The 20,354-nt window shown below is 36.7% G+C and carries 15 protein-coding genes; 7 read left to right on the plus strand and 8 right to left on the minus strand.

Translation table 11 applies throughout. From position 1 onward, the window contains the following. Positions 1–122: 122 nt before the first annotated feature. On the plus strand, positions 123–3,209 hold the full coding sequence (locus tag ACN0U3_RS11025) for a T9SS type A sorting domain-containing protein (protein WP_417266263.1): 3,087 nt from the start codon (positions 123–125) through the stop codon (positions 3,207–3,209). A 434-nt stretch (positions 3,210–3,643) separates the two neighbouring features. Here ACN0U3_RS11025 and frr read toward each other — a convergent pair whose 3' ends face one another. From frr to rplM, 6 genes are all read right to left on the minus strand, one after another. Next, entirely contained in the window at positions 3,644–4,207 is a 564-nt protein-coding gene (gene frr, locus ACN0U3_RS11030) for a ribosome recycling factor (RefSeq protein ID WP_417266264.1), read from the minus strand. A gap of 53 nt (positions 4,208–4,260) precedes the next feature. After that, a complete protein-coding gene (gene pyrH, locus ACN0U3_RS11035) occupies positions 4,261–4,965 on the minus strand; it encodes a UMP kinase (protein WP_299200859.1) in 705 nt (234 codons plus the stop codon). Positions 4,966–5,059: 94 nt separating this feature from the next. Continuing rightward, positions 5,060–5,884, minus strand: coding sequence for a translation elongation factor Ts (gene tsf / locus ACN0U3_RS11040; RefSeq protein WP_417266265.1), 825 nt, complete (start codon positions 5,882–5,884; stop codon positions 5,060–5,062). Positions 5,885–5,906: 22 nt separating this feature from the next. Next, a complete protein-coding gene (rpsB, locus tag ACN0U3_RS11045) occupies positions 5,907–6,758 on the minus strand; it encodes a 30S ribosomal protein S2 (RefSeq protein ID WP_299200862.1) in 852 nt (283 codons plus the stop codon). 112 nt (positions 6,759–6,870) lie between these two features. Beyond that, positions 6,871–7,257: a 30S ribosomal protein S9 gene (gene rpsI / locus ACN0U3_RS11050; protein WP_299200865.1), complete on the minus strand. Its 387-nt coding sequence runs from the start codon at positions 7,255–7,257 to the stop codon at positions 6,871–6,873. Between the two features lie 5 nt (positions 7,258–7,262). After that, entirely contained in the window at positions 7,263–7,718 is a 456-nt protein-coding gene (rplM, locus tag ACN0U3_RS11055; protein ID WP_299200868.1) for a 50S ribosomal protein L13, read from the minus strand. Between the two features lie 229 nt (positions 7,719–7,947). Here rplM and ACN0U3_RS11060 point away from each other — a divergent pair, with 229 nt between their 5' ends. The 5 genes from ACN0U3_RS11060 to ACN0U3_RS11080 all read left to right on the plus strand — a co-directional run bounded on the left by ACN0U3_RS11060 (position 7,948) and on the right by ACN0U3_RS11080 (position 17,543). After that, positions 7,948–10,065 (plus strand): DPP IV N-terminal domain-containing protein, encoded by a 2,118-nt coding sequence (locus ACN0U3_RS11060; RefSeq protein WP_417266266.1) that lies wholly within the window; start codon positions 7,948–7,950, stop codon positions 10,063–10,065. 253 nt (positions 10,066–10,318) lie between these two features. Next, positions 10,319–10,630, plus strand: coding sequence for a hypothetical protein (locus ACN0U3_RS11065; protein WP_299200874.1), 312 nt, complete (start codon positions 10,319–10,321; stop codon positions 10,628–10,630). Positions 10,631–10,652: 22 nt separating this feature from the next. Next, positions 10,653–14,438: a gliding motility-associated C-terminal domain-containing protein gene (locus ACN0U3_RS11070; protein ID WP_417266267.1), complete on the plus strand. Its 3,786-nt coding sequence runs from the start codon at positions 10,653–10,655 to the stop codon at positions 14,436–14,438. A 10-nt stretch (positions 14,439–14,448) separates the two neighbouring features. Next, positions 14,449–15,384, plus strand: a complete 936-nt coding sequence (locus ACN0U3_RS11075; RefSeq protein ID WP_417266268.1) for a type IX secretion system membrane protein PorP/SprF — start codon at positions 14,449–14,451, stop codon at positions 15,382–15,384. Positions 15,385–15,386: 2 nt separating this feature from the next. Beyond that, positions 15,387–17,543, plus strand: a complete 2,157-nt coding sequence (locus tag ACN0U3_RS11080) for an OmpA family protein (protein WP_417266269.1) — start codon at positions 15,387–15,389, stop codon at positions 17,541–17,543. Positions 17,544–17,615: 72 nt separating this feature from the next. Here the strand turns inward: ACN0U3_RS11080 and ACN0U3_RS11085 are convergent, their stop codons facing one another. Together ACN0U3_RS11085 and ACN0U3_RS11090 are read right to left on the minus strand one after the other, a co-directional pair. Further along, on the minus strand, positions 17,616–18,137 hold the full coding sequence (locus tag ACN0U3_RS11085) for an NUDIX domain-containing protein (protein WP_417266270.1): 522 nt from the start codon (positions 18,135–18,137) through the stop codon (positions 17,616–17,618). Positions 18,138–18,147: 10 nt separating this feature from the next. After that, complete coding sequence (locus ACN0U3_RS11090) at positions 18,148–19,347, minus strand: pyridoxal phosphate-dependent aminotransferase (protein ID WP_417266271.1); 1,200 nt, start codon at positions 19,345–19,347, stop codon at positions 18,148–18,150. Positions 19,348–19,705: 358 nt separating this feature from the next. Here ACN0U3_RS11090 and ACN0U3_RS11095 point away from each other — a divergent pair, with 358 nt between their 5' ends. After that, entirely contained in the window at positions 19,706–20,305 is a 600-nt protein-coding gene (locus ACN0U3_RS11095) for an RNA polymerase sigma factor (protein WP_299200894.1), read from the plus strand. Positions 20,306–20,354: the final 49 nt, after the last annotated feature.

Raw genomic sequence — 20,354 nt, forward strand, 5'->3', positions numbered from 1 at the left:
ACCGAATAGTGTTGTATTTTTACGAAAGAATAAATTGGTGTTAATAAATATTAAAACTTAATTTTTTTTACTTATTTTAGCGCCTTATATATGGATGTGAAACCGAATGTATTAAAATGAATATGAAGAGAAGTAAATTGATTCTTGGAGGAATAGGAGTAGCGGCATTATTGTCAACTACGCTTTTTGTGTCTAATAATATTGGACATGAAGAGGAAGCAAGATATAGTCAAGATAGAGGTTCGTTGGCGACTCAAGCAGGGGCAAACGGATATTTAGAGTGGCTTAAAGGAAAAATGATTGACCTTGAGACTGGAGAGGTGATTGAGAGTGAAAAACTCAATGCTGTTATTCAAAACCACAAGATGAATCAAACAAAAGCCATTACTGTTGAGTGGTCAGAACATGGTCCGGATAATATTGGAGGTCGTACAAGAGCAATTCATGTAGACCATACTGATGAGAATATTATATGGGCAGGAGCTGTTTCAGGTGGATTGTATAAATCTACCAATAAAGCCAATAACTGGTCACGTGTAGAGAGCTTTCCTGGAGGGCAGTTTATTTCTTCAATTGCTCAAGATGCAGGAGGGAATATTTATGTTGCTACTGGTTCTGTAGATGAATCATGGACAGGAGAAGGATTGTTTGTTTCACCTGATGGAGGGGAAACATGGCAAGTAGTTCCAGGTACAGAAAACTTACCAAGAGTAAATAGAGTAGCAGCAACTCAATATAGTTCTAAAGTATATTTTACGCATAACGCAGGTTTGATGGAGTATACTTTTGGTGGAACTATCCAACCAGCAGCTTCTTACACTTCTAATGTGGGTTCAAAAACACTAGCTTACGCTGCAGATGGATTAGGACTAGTAGTTGGATCGGTAAGTAATGAAACTTGGTTCTCTCCAGATTGGGGGGCGACTTTCCAAAAAGTATCTGGTTCAGGATTAATTTCTCAGTCAGGATTCGCACGTATTGAATATGCGATTTCTAAAAAGAAGCCAAATGGTTTATATTCTATTTATGCTGCAACTACAACAAGTAATAATGCAGGACAATGGATTTCATTGGACAATGGTGCAAGTTGGCATAAACACACGCCTGCAACAGGAGCAGATGTTGGAAATGGTGTGATTGATTACCGAGACCAAGGAACATATAATTCAGTAGTTTCGTTTGATCCAACGGATGTGAATCGTGTTATTGTTGGGGGAATTGACCTTCATACTTGGAAAAAGCAAATTGATAACCCACCTTCAGGAGGTTGGAGTAAAATTTCAGTTTGGTTTGCAAATCCGACAAGTCCATTATACGTACACGCAGATAATCATGAATTAAAATGGAGTAGCGATAATACTTTATATATTGGTAATGATGGGGGAATTGGTGTTTCCTTAGATAAAGGAAATACTTTCTACCACGCAAATAGAGGGTATAATGTAACACAGTTTTATGCTATAGGACACGATAGAAATGGTGCTGTAGTAGGTGGAACTCAAGATAATGGTACATTATACAATGACCATAAAAATGGTACTTACCAAGAATTTAAACGTATTGCTGGTGGAGATGGTTTTACTTCGGAGATTTCATTTTTTAACCCAAATGTGATCTTTACAAGTGTTTACTATAACTCGATGAGTAGAAGTGGAGATGCTGGAGAAAACTCAAGTGCTTTCACTCCTGCATTTGGAGCTGGTTATGACCCTGTAGGAGTACAAGGAGGTCAACACCCATTCCATACACAGTTTCACTTGGCTGAATACTACGATACCAATTCAGAAGATTCAGTTATTTATATTCCAAGAGCAAGTTATGAAGTTGGTGATACTGTAAGAGTACCAAGTTTAGCTACTGGTGATACAATTCCATACATAACTCCAACGACAATTCATTACGATGATACATTGATGTATGATCCGGCTTTAACGACAACTGAATATGAAGTTGAAGACGCAATAACTGGTGCAATATATGACCTCGGAACAAATTCATATACTCCATTCCCTTCTGCTTCAGGAACTACGCCACCAACTGTTGGTGATACAATAGAAGTGTTTGTACAAAATGGTCCTGATACAGTTGTAGTAGCTGCGGTTACCGCATACGACTTTTACTTTGGTTCAAATGCATCAGGTCCAGGAGTAATTCCTTTTGGTCGTGATACAATGCGCCTAGGGATTCCTTGGGACACGCTTACAGTTCAAGACCCATTCCAATCATGGTTTGTATTTAGTACTGCTAAAAATGGTGGTGAAGTATGGGGAACGCGTGAAGCAACAAGATTGTCAACTGCAAATCCTAAATGGGTTCGTTTGATTGATGGTATTGGTGGATCAGCTGGTAATTTAGATGTAGCTTTCAGTAAAGACTTAAACCATATGTTTGTTACTGCTGGTGGTGGTGTATATCGTTTGGATAGTCTAGGTTCTGTTTATACTTCTGATCCAGACTTTAAAAATAAATTGCATTTAGATGATGGTGCTTCAGCAACAACAAAGACTTTAGTTTCTTCTGGTAGCTTCTCAGGTATTGGAATTAATCCTAATAATGCAGATGATGTAGTGGCGGTTCAAACATTTGGAGGAAGCGTTTATAGATCTTCTAACGCAACTGCTGCTTCTCCAACAATGTCAAGTGTTGGATCACAAAGCGGATTAGCATTCTATGATGTAATTATTGATCGTGATGACAGTAATGTCTTGTTTGCATCAACGCATGTAGGTGTTTCTATGTCAGAAAACGGAGGTGCAACTTGGACAGACGTTTCTTCACCACTATTTGCGGGTGTTCCTGTATATAGATTGCGTCAAGCATGGAGAACATGGGATGAAGGAAACAGAGTTCCAGGTGAAATCTTTATTGGAACACATGGTCGAGGAATTTGGTCTACGGATGCTGTACTTAGTGTAAACGAAAGTGATGGGTTAACACCAAAGGAAAAGGTGAAAGCATTCTCATTAGAGATTTACCCAAATCCAGCACGTTTCAACTCTACAATTGTTGTTGATATGAAAGAAAGTAAAGCGCTTGATATTCAATTCTACAACATTTCAGGTAGACTTGTTAAACGTATCCGTAAAACTGATGCGCATGTTGGAAGAAACGAAATTGGATTCAATGCTTCTGACTTGCCACAAGGAACTTACTTAATTAGAGTTCAAAGTGGTAATCAAATTGAAAACACGAAGTTTGTGAAAATGTAAGCACAAGACTTTAAGATATTAAAAAGCCCGATGTTATGCATCGGGCTTTTTTCATTTTTTTAAATTTTAAAGGTTTTTCAGAACGGTCTTGGGATGGCATGACTTAGTTGGTGCTAGTTTGATGAAAAGGCGCCTCTACCTTAGCTTATTTGAATTCTGGTGAAGGGAAAAAATGCTAGACTTTTGATCATACAATACCAAGTCTTCCTGGTCTTAGCCCTATTCTTGGTTGTTATTACTTATTTGGTCAGGTGTAAAGATGGCTTGAAAGTAATTTGGGGTGTCCTATTTCGCCTTATTAATGAGATTTTATAGATTAAGCGACATCTATAGCTTCAATTATATGGTTGTATTGAATAATTTTCTGCCTTTAGATAATAAAAAAGCCCTCCAATTTTATTGGAAGGCTTTAAGTATGATAATCTGTGAAGGAATCAAATAGTCATTATGTCTTTTTCTTTAGCCACAATTACGTCGTCTATTCTTTTTACAAAAGCATTAGTGATTTCTTGAATTTCATCTTCAGCAGATTTTGCAATGTCTTCTGATAATCCGTCATTCTTTAATTCTTTAATATAATCCATTGCATCCTTACGGTTATTACGGATACTTACTTTTGCGTGTTCACCTTCAGATTTAGCGATTTTTGCTAGGTCTTTTCTTCTTTCTTCAGTGAGCATAGGAATGTTGATGATCAACATTTCTCCGTTATCTTGAGGGGCTAAACCTAAGTTTGCGTTTATAATAGCTTTGGCGCATTCTCCCAAAATACTTTTCTCCCATGGTTGAACAGTTAATGTTCTTCCATCGAGGGTTCCAATATTCGCTACTTGACTTAATGCGGTCATACTGCCGTAGTAATCAACCAAAACACCGTCAAGCATATCAGGAGTAGCTTTTCCTGTTCTAATTTTACGTAATTCAGACGTTAAGTACGTTAAGCTCTTCTCATTTGAAGACTTAAACTCACTAATGGTCATATTAATCTCTTCTGTCATTATTTAGTTATTTAAACCATTGAATATTCATTGCAAATTTAATAAAGAAATATTTATGCGACAATAGTTCCTACAGATTCTCCCATTATTATTCTTTTCAGATTTCCTTCGGTATTTATATTAAATACAATGATTGGAAGATCGTTTTCTTTACATAATGTAAATGCTGTCATATCCATTACATTTAGCCCGTTAGCATACACATCATCAAAAGAAATGTTGTCATATTTCTCTGCAGTAACATCCTTTTCAGGATCTTTAGTGTATACACCATCCACTCTTGTTCCTTTAATTATAACATCTGCATTGATTTCAATAGCACGTAATGAAGCTGCAGAATCTGTTGTGAAATATGGATTACCTGTTCCAGCACCAAAAATAACAACCCTGCCTTTTTCAAGGTGTCTCACAGCGCGTCGCCTTACATAAGGTTCTGCAATTTCTTTCATTTCTATAGCAGATAGTAGACGTGAATCTATTCCTGCTGTTTCTAATGCTGATTGAAGTGCCATTGCATTGATCATTGTGGCCAACATCCCCATGTAATCTCCATGCGTTCTGTCCATTCCACCTTCTTCTGCTTGTACACCTCTAAAAATATTCCCTCCACCAATTACGATACCTAACTCTACGCCTAAATCTGTAATTTCTTTAATTTGCTCTGCATATTTTGTCAATCGGGCATTGTCTATTCCAAACTGCTTATCTCCCATAAGTGACTCACCACTTAATTTCAACAGAACTCTTTTATACTTCATGGTTAAGAATCGTTATTCGTTTATAAATTTCATGCAAAATAAGACAAAAAAAAGAGAGAAACAATGTTCTCTCTTCTTTTACTTTAAATATTGATTAGCTTAATGAAAAGCGTTTAAATTCAGTAACCGTTAGACCTGATTCTACAGAGTTCAAGAACTTTTCTACTGACATTTTATTGTCACGTACGAAGTCTTGGCTCAATAGTGTGTTCTCTTTAAAGAACTTATTTAGTCTTCCTTGTGCAATTTTATCTGCTAAATCAGCTGGTTTTCCTTCTTCAATTGCTTGGGCTTTTCCAACCTCTAATTCACGATCGATTACCTCTTGAGCAATACCTTCTTTCTTCAAAGAAATTGGGTTCATTGCCGCAACTTGCATTGCTACTTGTCTTCCTGCTTCTTCAATAGCTTCTCCCTCTTTATTCAATCCGACTAATGTAGCCAACTGATTTCCTGGGTGATTGTACGCTATAACTGAAGTTGCTGAAATTTTAGCAAAATTATTTAAATCTAATTTCTCTCCAATAACACCAATTTGTTCAACGATTTTCTCGTCTACAGTTAGTTTGTCATTGTATTTCAATTGTTTTAATTCATCAACAGATGCTACGTCGTTTTTAATACCAACCTCAAGGATTGACTTTACGAAGTTTTGGAAATCTGCATTTTTCGCAACGAAATCAGTCTCACAGTTGAATTGGATTATATATCCAGTTCCTCCATTAGTTTCTGCAAAGATAAGACCTTCTTTTGCTTCATTGTCTCCACGTTTTGCCGCTACTTTTTGACCTTTTTTACGTAAAAAGTCAACCGCTTTTTCCATGTCTCCATCCGCTTCAACTAAGGCTTTCTTGCAGTCCATCATTCCTGCACCTGTTTGTTTTCTTAAGTCATTTACCTGACTAGCTGTAATTGCCATAATATCTATATTACAAAAATTATTATTCTGATTTATCTTCGGCTTTAACCTCAGACTTCTCTTCTACTTTTGTTTCTTTTGAAGCTTCTTTTTTCTCAGCTTTTTCACTGTCAGCTTTTGCTTTTGCTTCTTTCTTTTTTGTTTCTTCTGCTTTCTTCTCAGCTTCTTGCTTAGACTTTGCAGTCTTACGCTCTTCTAAACCTTCTTTAATTGCATTAGTAACATAATCCATAATGATTGCCACTGATTTAGAAGCATCATCGTTTGCTGGGATTGGGAAATCAACCAATTTAGGGTTTGAGTTCGTATCCACCATAGCAAATGTTGATATCCCTAAACGAACTGCTTCTTTTAAAGCAATGTTTTCTTTCATTACATCAACGATAAAAATAGCTGCTGGTTGACGCGTCATGTCAGCAATAGAACCAAAGTTCTTTTCTAACTTCTCACGTTGTCTTGTGATGAATAGCTTCTCACGTTTCGATAGTGTATCCCACGTACCGTCAGTTTGCATCTTATCAATAGAAGTCATCTTACGAACTGACTTTCTAGTTGTTGCAAAGTTAGTTAACATCCCACCTGTCCAACGCTCTGTAACGTAAGGCATGTTGATCTCCTTTACTTTGTCTGCAACAATTTGTTTTGCTTGTTTTTTTGTAGCAACAAATAAAATCTTCTTTCCTGATTTTGCAATTTGTTTTAATGCTAAACAAGCTTGCTCTAAATGAGCGATTGTCTTATTTAAATCTATTACGTGAATACCCTTTTGCTCATCAAATATGTATGGAGCCATTGCTGGGTTCCACTTTCTTTTGAGGTGACCAAAGTGTACACCTGCATCTAAAAGTTCCTTAAAATCTGCTTTTTTTGACATTTTAATTTTTTTTCAAGTTTACGTTCCTTTAGTAATCAATGATAGAGGGTTCTTTCGAAAAGTACTCCACCACTTGGATACTAAACAAGCGCCAAATAAAGTTTGTGTAAGATTAACGTTTCGAGAATTGAAACTTCTTACGTGCACCTGGTTGACCTGGTTTCTTACGTTCAACCATTCTTGGATCACGTGTCATTAAACCTTTTTCCTTTAATAAAGGCTTGTACTCTTCGTTAACTTTAACTAAAGCACGAGCGATCCCTAAACGAATGGCTTCAGCTTGACCGTTGATTCCTCCTCCTTGTACGTTTACAACTACGTCGTATTGACCAGTAGTCTCTGTTACAGCAAATGCTTGCTCAACTTTTGTTTGTAAAATCGCAACAGGAAAAAATTCTTTTAAATCACGTTTGTTTACGGTAATGTTCCCTTTTCCAGGTTTCATGTAAACACGCGCTACAGAAGTTTTTCTTCTTCCTAATGTGTTAATAATTTCCATACTCACTATTTGATTGATTCAAGATTAATCGTTTCTGGCTTTTGTGCAGCATAATCATGCTCAGTACCTACAACCACCTTTAGGTTTTTGTATAACTGACTACCTAGTTTGTTCTTAGGTAACATACGCTTTACAGCCATTTCTACTAAACGCTCTGGACGTTTTTCTCTTAATTGTTCGGCAGTTAATGAACGCTGACCTCCTGGAAAACCTGTGTGACGAATGTATGTTTTCGTCTCCCACTTGTTACCGCTTAAACTTACTTTCTCTGCATTGATAACAATAACATTGTCACCACAATCTGCGTGAGGAGTGAAGTTTGGCTTGTGTTTACCACGGATAAGTTGCGCTACTTTACTTGCCATACGCCCTAGCGTTTCGCCTTCTGCATCAACCAATAACCACTTCTTTTCAGCGTTTTCTTTATTGATAGAGACAGTCTTGTAACTTAATGTATCCACTTCTTTAATTTTAATAAATAAGACAATAATCCCAAAATTTGGGGATGCAAATATATAACTTAAAGATTTGAATAACAAACACACCTTGAAAAGATTTGTAAATTATTTCTGTGTGTACTTTGGTAGCGCTAATATACTAAACGTAAATGTAGGGTTTTATTTATAATAAAATCATAGTCTTGAGAGTTTGTTTATATTTACGCTTCAATTATTATTAAGTTATAAATATATGTATAATCGTTTTGTTTTACTCTGCCTAGCATTCCTGTTAACAACAGTTTCTTCGGCGCAAAAAGACCTCACTCTTGAACAAGCTGTTATGGGACAGTATCAACAGTTCTATCCTGAACATATTTTTGGATTTGAATGGATTAAAAATCAAAGTAAATATTCTTATTTGAAAGGTTATCAAACATTAGTTGTTGGTGAAGTAGGAGGAGATGAAGAACAAATCATGCACATTCGTGAGTTGAATGAGTTATTGGATATTCAATTCTTTTATTTTGCAGGATTTAAATGGAAAAATGAGTCAACTTTTGTCCTGAATTTTAATGAAGTTGTGGTTACCTATAATATAGAAACAAAAAAAGGGACTAAAGTTGAACTTCCGAAAAATGCTGAACGCATAAAATTTAATGAAGATTATTCTCTCGTTGCTTATACACGAGATAACAACTTGTATTATTCACCTGTTGATTCTTTTGATGAAATTGAAGTTACGAATAATATAGATTTGAATATTGTTTCAGGTCAGGAGATAGCAAGAAGTGAAATGGGCATAACTGAAGGGATATTTTGGTCTCCTTCCGGAAATCGTATCGCATTCTATCAAAAAGATGAAAGCAATGTTCATGATTACCCTTTGTTGAACATCAATGATTATCCTGGATCTCTAACCTCTATTAAGTATCCAATGGCTGGTCAAGATAGCGAAAGGGCTAGAGTAGGAATATATTCAATCAAGGATAGGAGCACAGTGTTTATTTCAACTGAACATGGAGAAGAAAATTATTTAACAAATGTGAGTTGGACCCCAGATGATCAATTTATTTTATTGGCAGAAGTTGCACGTTCGCAAAAGCACATTTGGGTCCAGAAGTACAATGTTCAAGGGCAACTTATAAAAACATTGTTCGAAGAAAGTTCGGATACTTGGGTTGAGCCTGAGAAGCCAGCTTATTTCCCTTCTAAAAATAGTAATGACTTTGTTTGGGTTAGTGAAAGGGATGGGTTTGATAATCTATACTATTATTCTATTGATGGGGAGTTGAAAAGACAATTAACAAATAATAAATTTATGTTGAAAGAGGTTGTTGCTGCTCATCATGGAGAAATATTTTTTACCGCCACAGGAGAGAACCCTCTGAATACATTGCTTTATAAAGTAGATATTAAAGGAAGACAAAATTTAATTACAAAAGAAAGTGGTACACATAGCGTAAGTGTGAATTGTACCGGGGCTTTTGTTTTTGATCAATTTTCATCTCATGACACTCCTAATAAAGCGTTAATTAAGAGTGTGAAAGGGAAGGAGTTGAAGGAAATGGTTGTTGCAGATAATCCACTTGCTGAGTATGGATTGTCAAAAGCTGAAATTAAGACTATTCAATCTAAAGATGGTGTAGAGTTGTATACTCGTTTAATTAAACCTAAAGATTTTGATTCAACGAAAAAGTATCCAGTTCTCATTTATGTTTATGGAGGACCACATGCACAATTGATCACGAATAGTTGGTTGGACGGTGCTAGTCTTTGGATGCACTGGATGGCGAATCAAGGATATGTGGTTTTTACATTGGATAATCGTGGGTCAGGAAATAGAGGAGTAGAATTTGAGCATGTAATCCACCGTAATTTAGGGGTGGTTGAACACCAAGATCAATTGGAAGGTGTGAACTATTTAAGTCAGCTAGATTATATAGACACAAGTAGAATTGCTGTTCACGGTTGGAGTTATGGTGGGTTTATGACCGGAACAATGATGATGAAATCGCCAGGCGTTTTTAAGGTTGGTGTTGCAGGTGGTCCGGTTACGGATTGGAAGTTTTACGAAGCAATGTATGGAGAACGTTATATGGATACACCTGAAGAGAATAAAGAAGGGTATGAAAAAACCAGCCTCTTGAATCAGGCGGAAAATTTAAAAGGAGATTTATTGTTGATTCATGGAACTTCTGACCCCGTAGTGGTTATGCAACATAATTTAGCTTTAATAAAAAAGTTTGTAGAACTAGGGATACAGGTAGATTTCTTTCCGTACCCTATGCATGAACACAACGTTAGAGGAAAAGACAGGGTGCATTTAATGCAAAAAGTACTAGATTACGTGTTGGAGAATAATCAATAAGTTATCACATTGATAGCTGCTAAAATCAAGACTTGATTATGTCTAATATGTAGAAGCTACTCTTTTCGGAATGCAACAAAACTGAATTTAGTGACATTATAGGGTGTAATATATATATTGAATTAATGTAAAAAACGTCCCGAAGAGGACGTTTTTTACATTAATAAGTAGTTATGGTTCATTAAGTTGACTTAAAAATTGTGTTAGTAATATATTTTTCGTTGTTTTGTAAAGAATTTACTACTACTACATTATGAAATACATTACTACTCTCGTTTTATTAGTTCCTTTTTGCCTGTTTGCGCAAGAACATCAGTACAGTTACAGTTTTTCTGGAGAGATGGATTCCATCTTTGTTGAGGACTTGTCTCTTCAAATTTCTAAAATTGAAGGGGTGAAAGAAGCAAAAGGTCGCTATAAAGTTGAAAAAGGAGCAGGTGAGATTTTTATCTATACCATAGAAAGTAAGAACGAACACAATCAAACTCCTTTCTCACCAACAAAAGTCAAAGAGATTTTTATCAAGAATAGGCTGACGCCACTTGATTTTAGAAAGTTGAATTAATTATTCTTAATACCTACTATTTATGAAAAACATAGTTTTTTCAATAACATTTTTCATGTTATTTACTATTTGGGCTGTTAACACTGCAAACGCTCAAAGTGATGGTTGTTCTTTTGCTCCGAATTTACCTGTAACATCAACATGTACTTCTCCAACTATAGGCTCTACAACAGGAGCTACACAGACCATTCCAGGATGTGCAGGGAATGCAGATGATGACGTGTGGTATACATTTGTTGCAACTTCAACATCTCACCAGATAAGAGTGACCTCGAGTATTGGTTTTGACGCTGTTTTACAAGTTTTTTCCAACACTTGTTCTTCTTTAATCTCTTTAGGTTGTACCGATAACGGAGGTTCTGGTCAACCGGAGATTTTTAATTACTCAAGTTATGTTGTTGGTCAAACTTATAAATTAAGGGTGTATCATTATGGAACAGGTTCAGGTTCGGGAGATTTTTCAATTTGTTTGACCAATGCGGCGACCCCACCATCAAATGATTTTTGTGGAAATGCAATTCCGCTAGCAGTGAATTCATCATGTTCATTTCAAACGTTTTCGAATATAGGTGCGACTCAGTCTTACACAGGTTGTTCAGGAAATGCAGATGACGATGTGTGGTTTAGCTTTGTGGCAACAAACGCGGTTCAGCAAATTCAGGTCAACCCTATTTCTTCAATGGATTTAGTTGTGCAATTATATTCTGGTTCATGTGGCTCTTCTTCTTTAATATGTAAAGATGATGCATTCACAGGAGGTATGGAGACAATAAATGCTGTAGGGTTAACACCAGGACAAACTTATTACTTTAGGGTTTATGACTATTATTCTGGAACAACAGGGAATTTTGAGGTCTGCGTAAACGGATCTCCAACAGCGACTCCTACAAATGATAATCCTTGTTCTGCAGTAGCTCTACCAGCGGTGACGTCTGAATGTACTTATGCAACATTCACGAATGTTGGTTCAACAGCAACGACTGGACCTGGAATTCCTACTCCATATAGTTGTGCAGGAGGAAGTGGAACAAATCCAATAGGAGGGTTTAGCTCATCAACGGGTGATGTATGGTTTTCGATTACAGTTCCTTCCTCAGGAAACATTAGCATAACTTCTCAACCCAACATTGGATCAGGAGCCTTGACGGATGGGGTGATGGCACTCTATCAAGGTACTTGCAGCAACCTAACACAAATTGCTTGTTCAGATGATCATAATTACCCTGGAACTGGTCACGATAATTTACCTTTTATTGATGCTTCAGGATTGACGCCTGGAAGTACTGTTTATTTAAGGTACTTTGGTTTTGGAAGTTCAAGAGGGAAATTTGGTATATGTGTGAGTACCGCAAGTAATGATGATTGTGCAAATGCATTGTATATCTGTGATATTAATGGATACAAAGGTTCTACAGGAGCTTTTTATACAAGAGATCACCCTGGAAATATGCGTGCGAATGCAGAAGTGAATGACCCACCAGCTTATACTTGGACTCCAGGAACTAATCAAGGAGGAATCTTTGGCCAAGGAGGATACTGGGGAAGTGGGGCTCCTTATTTTGATGTGAGGATTGATAATAATTCTTGGATTAAATTTACGGCGTCAGCTTCAACAGCGACATTAAATGTTTCTATCTATGATTGCTTCGTAGGGAACTATCCGAGTGGAGGAATTCAAATGCAAATTTTCTCTGCCAACAACTGCGATAACTTTGTTCCTGTTTCTAACTTTGAGGAAAACAGTACAGGTTTTGTGATTACAGCAAACGGGTTAACAGTTGGAGATGACTATTATCTGATGGTGGATGGATATGCCAATGATATTTGTAATTATACCATTAGTGCAAATACAGGTGTGCTTTTCCCTAATATTCCGCCTCCACCTCCAATTTGTGCAGGTGCAAGTGTAACGTTAACTGCCCCAAATGGAGCAACTTCTTATGAATGGGCTCATAATGGCGCAACAACTCAGTCGGTTACTGTCAATCCAAGTGTAACGACAACTTATACCTGTGAGGTGTCTGGACTTTGTGATTACAAACAAACTTTAAGTGCTCAAGTGGTTGTGAAACCTAATCCAAACGTAACATTAAATACAGGAACTACAACTTCGGTGTGTGCTGGAGAATCTGTTACGATATCCGCAAGTGGAGCGTCTACGTATTCATGGAGCACGGGACAGACGGGAAGCGCAATAAATGTTGCTCCTTTAACGAATACAGTTTATACGGTGACAGGAACAACTAACGGATGTCAAGATACAGAGCAAGTAAACGTTGTTGTTAACAGTTTACCTGGACTTTCGTCTAACCCAACTGCAACAGCAGCAAGTTGTGGGGCTTCTGACGGTGCTTTAACTGGTGCTTCGGCAAGTGGTGTAGGGCCATTTACTTACCAGTGGACTTCAGGTTCTGGTACTGTGGTTTCTAATTCCTCAAATGCCAACAATATTTCTGCTGGATTATATAGCTTAACAGTTGTAGATGGGAATGGTTGTTCAAGAGATTTTGGACCTTATAGTGTCACCAATCCTGGTTCACCTGCCGCGCCTGTAATATCAGTTTCTGATAATGCAGTTTGTGAAAATCAGAATGTGAGTTTTTCTGTTGTTTCGCCCGATCCAGGAGCGAGTTATGAATGGTCAGGACCTAATGGATTTTCTTCTACCAATAACTCGTTTTCTGTTCCAATTAATTCTTTAACTGATGGGAATTATTGTGTTGTGGCTACAGTAGCCAATTGTGTAGGACCTTCTTCTTGTGAGGTTGTTGATTTACTTCCACCTCCTTCTTTAAACTTGTCCTCTAATGTTCAGGATACTGTTGCCTGTTCAGGAAGTGATGTGAGTCTTACTGTGACAGGTGCGAATACTTATTCTTGGTCAGGGCCAAATGGTTATTCAGCTTCTGGAACTCCAATTGTTATTTCTGGAATTTCTGAATCAGGTGAAGGATGGTATCAAGTGCAAGGGAACGATGGAAATGGATGTTCGGCTAATGATTCTATTTATGTGAACGTAGTTGGACTTCCAAATGCGAATGCAAATGCAAGTGAATCTTCTCAAAGTGCTTTTTGTGAAGGAACGGTAGCACAATTGTATGGTGAGGGTGGAGTTTCGTACCAATGGACAGGTCCAAATGGTTTTTCTTCAACTCAACAAAATACGGGAGTTCCAAACTTTTCTGATGACAATACAGGAGTTTATACATTAATTGTTACCGATGCCAACGGATGTCAAGCACAAGATACCATTAGTTTGTCTCTTTCAGAGTTGGAAAACTTTAAAATCGTAAATGCTGATACTTCAGTTTGTCCTGGAGGAAATGTGACCTTGCTTGCAGAAGGAGCTGATAGTTATTCTTGGTTTGGTCCAAACGGATTTAATTCAACGGAAAATCCTGCTTATATCATTGATATTTCAATGGATCAAGCCGGAATTTATTATGTTGAAGGTTTAAATAATGAAGGCTGTTTTGGAGAAGACTCTGTAAACGTCGAAGTGATTGTTTCTAGAAACTGTTTATTCATTCCTGGTTTTACCTCTCCTAATGATGATGGTTTAAATGATGCCTGGGTGATTACTGGTATCGAAGCCTTCCCAAATGCTGTGGTTTATATTTATAACCGTTGGGGGAATCTTGCTTTCTCTGCCTCACCTTATGAAAATGATTGGGTAGGCCAAGTCAATGAAGGAGTGAATATAGGAGACGGTTCGGGTAAAGTTCCTCCAGGTACTTATTTTTATGTCATCGAATTGAATGACGGAATAGATGAGCCGCTAAAAGGTTACATTGAACTTCAATATTAATACTACTGTTATGAAATTGAATAAATATATATTAAAAGTCGTCGGCTTTCTGTTGATCATGACTTATGGTTCTACTTATACAATAGCCCAACAAGATGAACAATTGTCAATGTATAACTTTAATCCACTTTATTATAATCCTGCTTATGCGGGAAGTAAAAGTGCTTTAAGTGTGGTGGCAATGGGGCGTTTTCAATGGGTAAATTTTGAAGGAGCACCAAATACTCAATTTGTTTCGGCACATACTCCTGTTTTAGGGAGGAGTTTAGGAATGGGCTTGACAATGGTTAATGATCAGGTAGGTTCGAGAAAGAGAACAGCCGTTTATTATAATGTAAGTTCTGGAATAAGATTGAATAACAATAATGATCGCTTGGCTTTTGGACTTTCTATTGGAATGGATGTGATGGCTTATGATTTTTCTGGATTGGATGTTCATGACGTTTCTGATCCTTTTTATGGACAAACGGTGTCTACTACAAAGGCAAATGTTGGTGGTGGAATCTATTACTATAATGATAGGTATTATGTTGGGGTTTCTAGTCCGAGACTTTTGGAACCAAAGGCGTCAAGCACTGATGATATCATGACTTCTTTAAATCAGAGGCACTTTTTTATTACTGCGGGTAAAGTCTTTGACCTGAATAGTGTAATAAAGCTAAAACCAACAACATTGGTGAAAATCACTCCAAATAGTCCGTTGACTTTTGACGTCAATGCAAATTTTCTTTTTTATGAACGTGTATGGGTAGGAGCGCTGTATCGTTTTCATGAAGCTGTAGGACTTAATTTTGTGTATAATTTTAATGATTTTATTCACGTAGGTTACGGATATGATTTTCCAATTAATAAATTAATCAATCATCAAAGTGGTTCTCACGAAGTGCTTTTGCAAATTGATATAGGTTCAAAAAAGAACGTATTTATTTCACCTAGATATTTTTAATGATGAAGAAGTTTTTTCTATTGATCTTTACGTTTTTTCTGACGGTACAGGTTAACGCTCAACTTAAAGCAAAGTTGGCGGCTAAACACTTTGATAATTTGGCTTATTTTGAAGCTGCCCCTATGTACAATGAGTTGGCTGATAAGTTTTTGGCTAAGCAAAAAGGAAAAAGAGAATACGTGTTGCGAGCGGCAATTTCTAATGGTAAAATAGTAGAATATCGACGATCTAATAAATACTATAGTAGCTTGTTGAAACTAGATGTTAAAGCGTTGAATGAGAGTCAGTACATGGATTATATTGACCAACTCAGAATGTTGGAAGCCTACGAGAAATCTGTCGAGGAAGCCAAAAAAGCATTGACACTTTATCCTGAAAATAAATATTTTAGACTTTTAAGTGCCGAAGGTGATGACCTTAATGACATTAAAAAGATGGCGAAATTTAATCAGGTGGAGGCAATGCCTTTTAATTCTGATTTAGGTGATTTTGCACCGATTTATTTTCAAGATGGGTTGGCTTTTACCACAAAGTCTTCGGATAAAGGTTTTCTTGCAGGAAAATATGCTTGGGATAATTCCTATTTCACCAGTATGCTTTATACAGAACAAGAAGAGGGGGAATGGAGTAAGCCGAAACCACTTTCAGGTGAATTCTTCTCTCGAAAACATGATGGCCCCTTGGCGATAAATGCAGAAGGAAATAAATTGTTGTTAACGAGAAACCTGAGTGGTAAAGAACAAAAAGAAGGTGTTCGCTTCTTGTCTTTGTATGTAAGTGGAAAGGATAGAAATGGAAAGTGGGGACCACTGAAGCCTTTTCCATATTCTGTTAAGGAATCAAATACAGGACATGGATGTTTCTCCTTAGATGGTAATCGTATTTATTTTGTTTCTGACCGAGAGGGAACTTTAGGTAAAACTGATATTTTTTATAGTGACTATAAAATGGGGGAATGGCAAGAACCGGTAAATTTTGAAGCTGTTAATACAGAAGGAGAAGAAATGTTTCCTTTTATTAGTAAAGACAATAAATTGTACTTTGCTTCTAACGGACGCTTAGGGTTAGGCGGCTTAGACATTTACTCTATTGATTTGAATAATGAAGGAAGTCAGCCTGTTAACCTTGGTGCAGGAATTAATACTGCTGCCGATGATTTCGCTTTGATTGTTGATGAGACCCTGACAAAGGGGTATTTCTCCTCTAATCGAAAAGACTTCATCGATCGTGTTTATAGTTGGGAAAGAACTTCTCCTGAGATTAATTTAAAGGTGAATGTCTTGGTGAATTATAAGGTGAAAGAACCTATGGTAGATCAAGAAGTTCTTTTGATTGATGTACAGGCAAGAGACACTTCTGTTTTGATGACCAACGACTTAGGTGTGTTGGAAACAAAAGTTGATTTCGGGAAAGAGTATGAGATTAAGGTAGAGAAAGAACTGTATGAACAAGACGAGAAAGTTGAATTTAGTACTTTTGGAGTGTTCAAAGATACCAATTTGGTTCAGGAGGTATTGATGAATCCTACTTTTATCATTGCTCGTATTCATGTAATTAGAGAAAGTGATAAAAAGCCAATTTACAATGCTGCAATCAGTATGTATAATCCTAAAACCAAGAAAGATACCATGCTTTATACTGACGAAAATGGGTACGTAATTGGTAATGTTGATAGACACAGTAACTATTGGGTAAGGGCATCCAAAAAAGGATTCCTTGATAATGAGGCCTCTTTTTCAACAAATAACTATAGTGATAAAGAGGTCGAGCTTGAATTAGCTATGGTTAAAATTAAAAAAGGGGAAGTCTTTAAATTAGAGAATATTTTCTATGATTTGAATAAGGCAACATTAAGGGAAGAAAGTCGCGTAGCATTAGACAAGTTAGCAGTCTTCCTTATTGCGAATGGTGTAAAAATAGAGTTGAGCTCTCATACTGATTCACGTGGATCTAAAACATATAATTATGACCTCTCTCAAAGAAGAGCACAAGCATGTGTAGACTACTTGGTGAGCAAAGGTGTGCCAAAAAAATCGATCATTGCAAAAGGATATGGTGAGACCAGATTGGTAAACCGCTGTCGTGATGGTGTGAAATGTTCAGAAGAAGAACACCAAGAAAATCGTAGAACAGAGGCTGAAATTCTGGAAGTAGAGTAGGCTTGTTTATTAAAAGGTATAAAAAACGGCAATCGATTCGATTGCCGTTTTTTTATTGTGTATTATTGAAGATTACCTCAGCTTTATTTTGTTTAAATGCTTCGAAATCAATTTGACCTCTTCAAGACTTGGGGTTTCATTGATGCAATCAATTGAAAGTGACGATATGCTTTTCTGTAATTGATGATAAGCCATTCTAACCATTTCGTTGTGATCAAACGCCAAATCAGGAAGTTCTTTTAGATTGACCCATTGTGCTGTTTTAGCATCGTCATTGGCTTTTGGGGTAATGTTGCTCTTGTTCATTAAAAGGTAATGTGCAACAGAAACAACTCGAAATCTAGGATCCCGTTTTACTTCTCCAAAAGTATGAAACTGTTTCATAAAACTTATGGAGACGCCTGTTTCTTCCTTTAATTCTCTAACTGCAGCTTGTTCGGGTGTTTCGTTGTCTTCAATAAAACCACCTGGTACTGCCCAGCTTTTTCCATTGGCGGATTTTTTACGTTCGATAAGCAAAAGGTATAATCCTGAGGCGTCGAATCCAAAAACCACTGCGTCTGCGGCTAACTTTATATTTTGTTGAATACTCAAAGCGAATTGTTTAATAGGTCGTGTGAGGATACTTTTCAAGTGCTTTTTCTAGGCAAACCAAAGCCATTTCTAGCTCTTTTTTCTCTAACACATAAGCAATGCGGGCTTCGTTCTTCCCTAATCCAGGTGTAGCGTAGAAACCGCTTAAGGGTGCCATCATCACTGTGTTTCCTTCGTAAGAGAAATCTTCTAAAAGCCATTGGCAAAAATGTTCCGTGTCTTCCACTGGGAAGGTGGCAACAGCATAAAAGGCTCCTTTTGGTTTTGGACAATATACACCTTTGATTTTGTTTAATCCATCTACCATGATGTCACGACGCGCAACATACTCTATTGTTACATCGTCAAAGTATTTTTGTGGCGTTTTTAAAGCTCCTTCTGCAGCAATTTGTGCATAAGTTGGGGGAGAAAGACGTGTTTGAGCAAACTTCATCGCTCCTGCAATAAACTCAGCATTTCTTGAAATGAGCGCTCCAATACGTGCGCCACACATTGAATAACGTTTTGAAACGGAGTCGATCAATACTACATTGTTCTCAATCCCTTTTAAATTCATTACAGAGAAGGGTTTCGCTCCGTCATAACAAAACTCTCTATAAACTTCATCGGCAAAAAGAAATAAATCGTGCTTTTTAACTATTTCGCTGAGCTTTTCTAATTCTTCTTGTGCGTATAAGTAGCCTGTTGGATTACCAGGGTTGCAAATTAAAATAGCTTTCGTCTTTGCAGTGATCTTGTTTTCGAACTCTTCGATTGAAGGTAAAGCAAACCCATCTTTTATTGATGAGGTAACTGGCACGATGTTGATTCCAGCAGCTGCCGCAAAACCGTTATAGTTCGCATAAAAAGGCTCGGGAATAATCACCTCGTCTCCTGGATTTAACCCAACAGAAAATCCAAATAATAACGCTTCTGAACCTCCAGTTGTTACGATGATTTCGTCTGAAGTTATTTGAATGTCATTTTTTGAATAGTATTCTGCCAAGCCTTTACGGTAGGACTCAAACCCTGCGGAATGAGAGTACTCTAAAACTTTTAAATCAGAGTTCTTAACGGCGTCTATTGCAACTTGTGGAGTCTCAATGTCTGGTTGACCTATGTTTAAATGAATAACATGTTTTCCTTGTCTTTTTGCCTCTTCTGAAAATGGAACCAACTTTCTAATTGGCGAAGAAGGCATGCTGATGGCTTTTAATGATAATTCTGGCATATTTTCTGTCTGTTTTATTTGACCTCAAAAATAGTTAAGACTAATTGATTTAGTTCAATAATTTTAGGAAAGATTATCCAAGTACCTTTTAGCGTGTATTGTGTTTTCAATGTTTACCTAAGGAATTAAGCCTAAAATAAGACCTCTAATCAATAAATGTTCATCTTTTTCCAACCCTTTAACTTGTTTGTGCGTCTTAGTTTGTAGAAGATTTCTTTTTTGGACTGACTTTTGTTATTCTAGAATTAATCTTTATATTTGACTATTAACAAAATAAAACAATTGCTTATAGGAACATTTTTACTCTAAAAAACAGAATTACATTTTAAACAATAGTTAATCTCTAAACTGAGTAATTATGAACTTATCTAAACTAGAAGATAAAGATTTAATATCTTTATACATTAACGGGCAAGAAAAAGCATTTGAAGTTTTATTGAATCGCCATAAAAACAAGATATACAACTATATCTACATGAAGATTCGTGACCAGGCTTTGTCACAAGATATATTCCAAGAAACATTTATTAAAGTAATCAATACCTTGAAAAAAGGCACTTACAATGAAGAAGGTAAGTTTTTGCCTTGGGCAATGCGTATTGCACATAACTTGATGATCGACCACTTTAGAAAAACAAACAAGGTGAGAATGATCTCTGAGTCAAGCTCTAGGTATGAAGATTTTACCATATTTGATCTCCTTGAAGTGCAAGACAATAACGTTGAAGACGATATGATTTACAGTGAGTTAGTAAGTCAAATGGTCGAGTTGATTGAACATTTGCCAGATGCTCAACGCGACATCTTGAACATGAGAATTTTTAAAGAAATGTCTTTTAAAGATATCGCCAAAAAAGAAAACGTGAGTATCAATACTGCTTTAGGAAGAATGAGGTATGCATTGATTAATATTCGAAAGCTAATTGAAAAACATAATTTAGTTACTCCTCTTTCATAAATCATACAAACTCTTGATTCTATTGTTGTTGAACTTTGTTGGCTTCAAC

The sequence above is a fragment of the Brumimicrobium sp. genome, assembly GCF_048268645.1.
Taxonomy (GTDB): domain Bacteria; phylum Bacteroidota; class Bacteroidia; order Flavobacteriales_D; family Crocinitomicaceae; genus Brumimicrobium; species Brumimicrobium ulvae.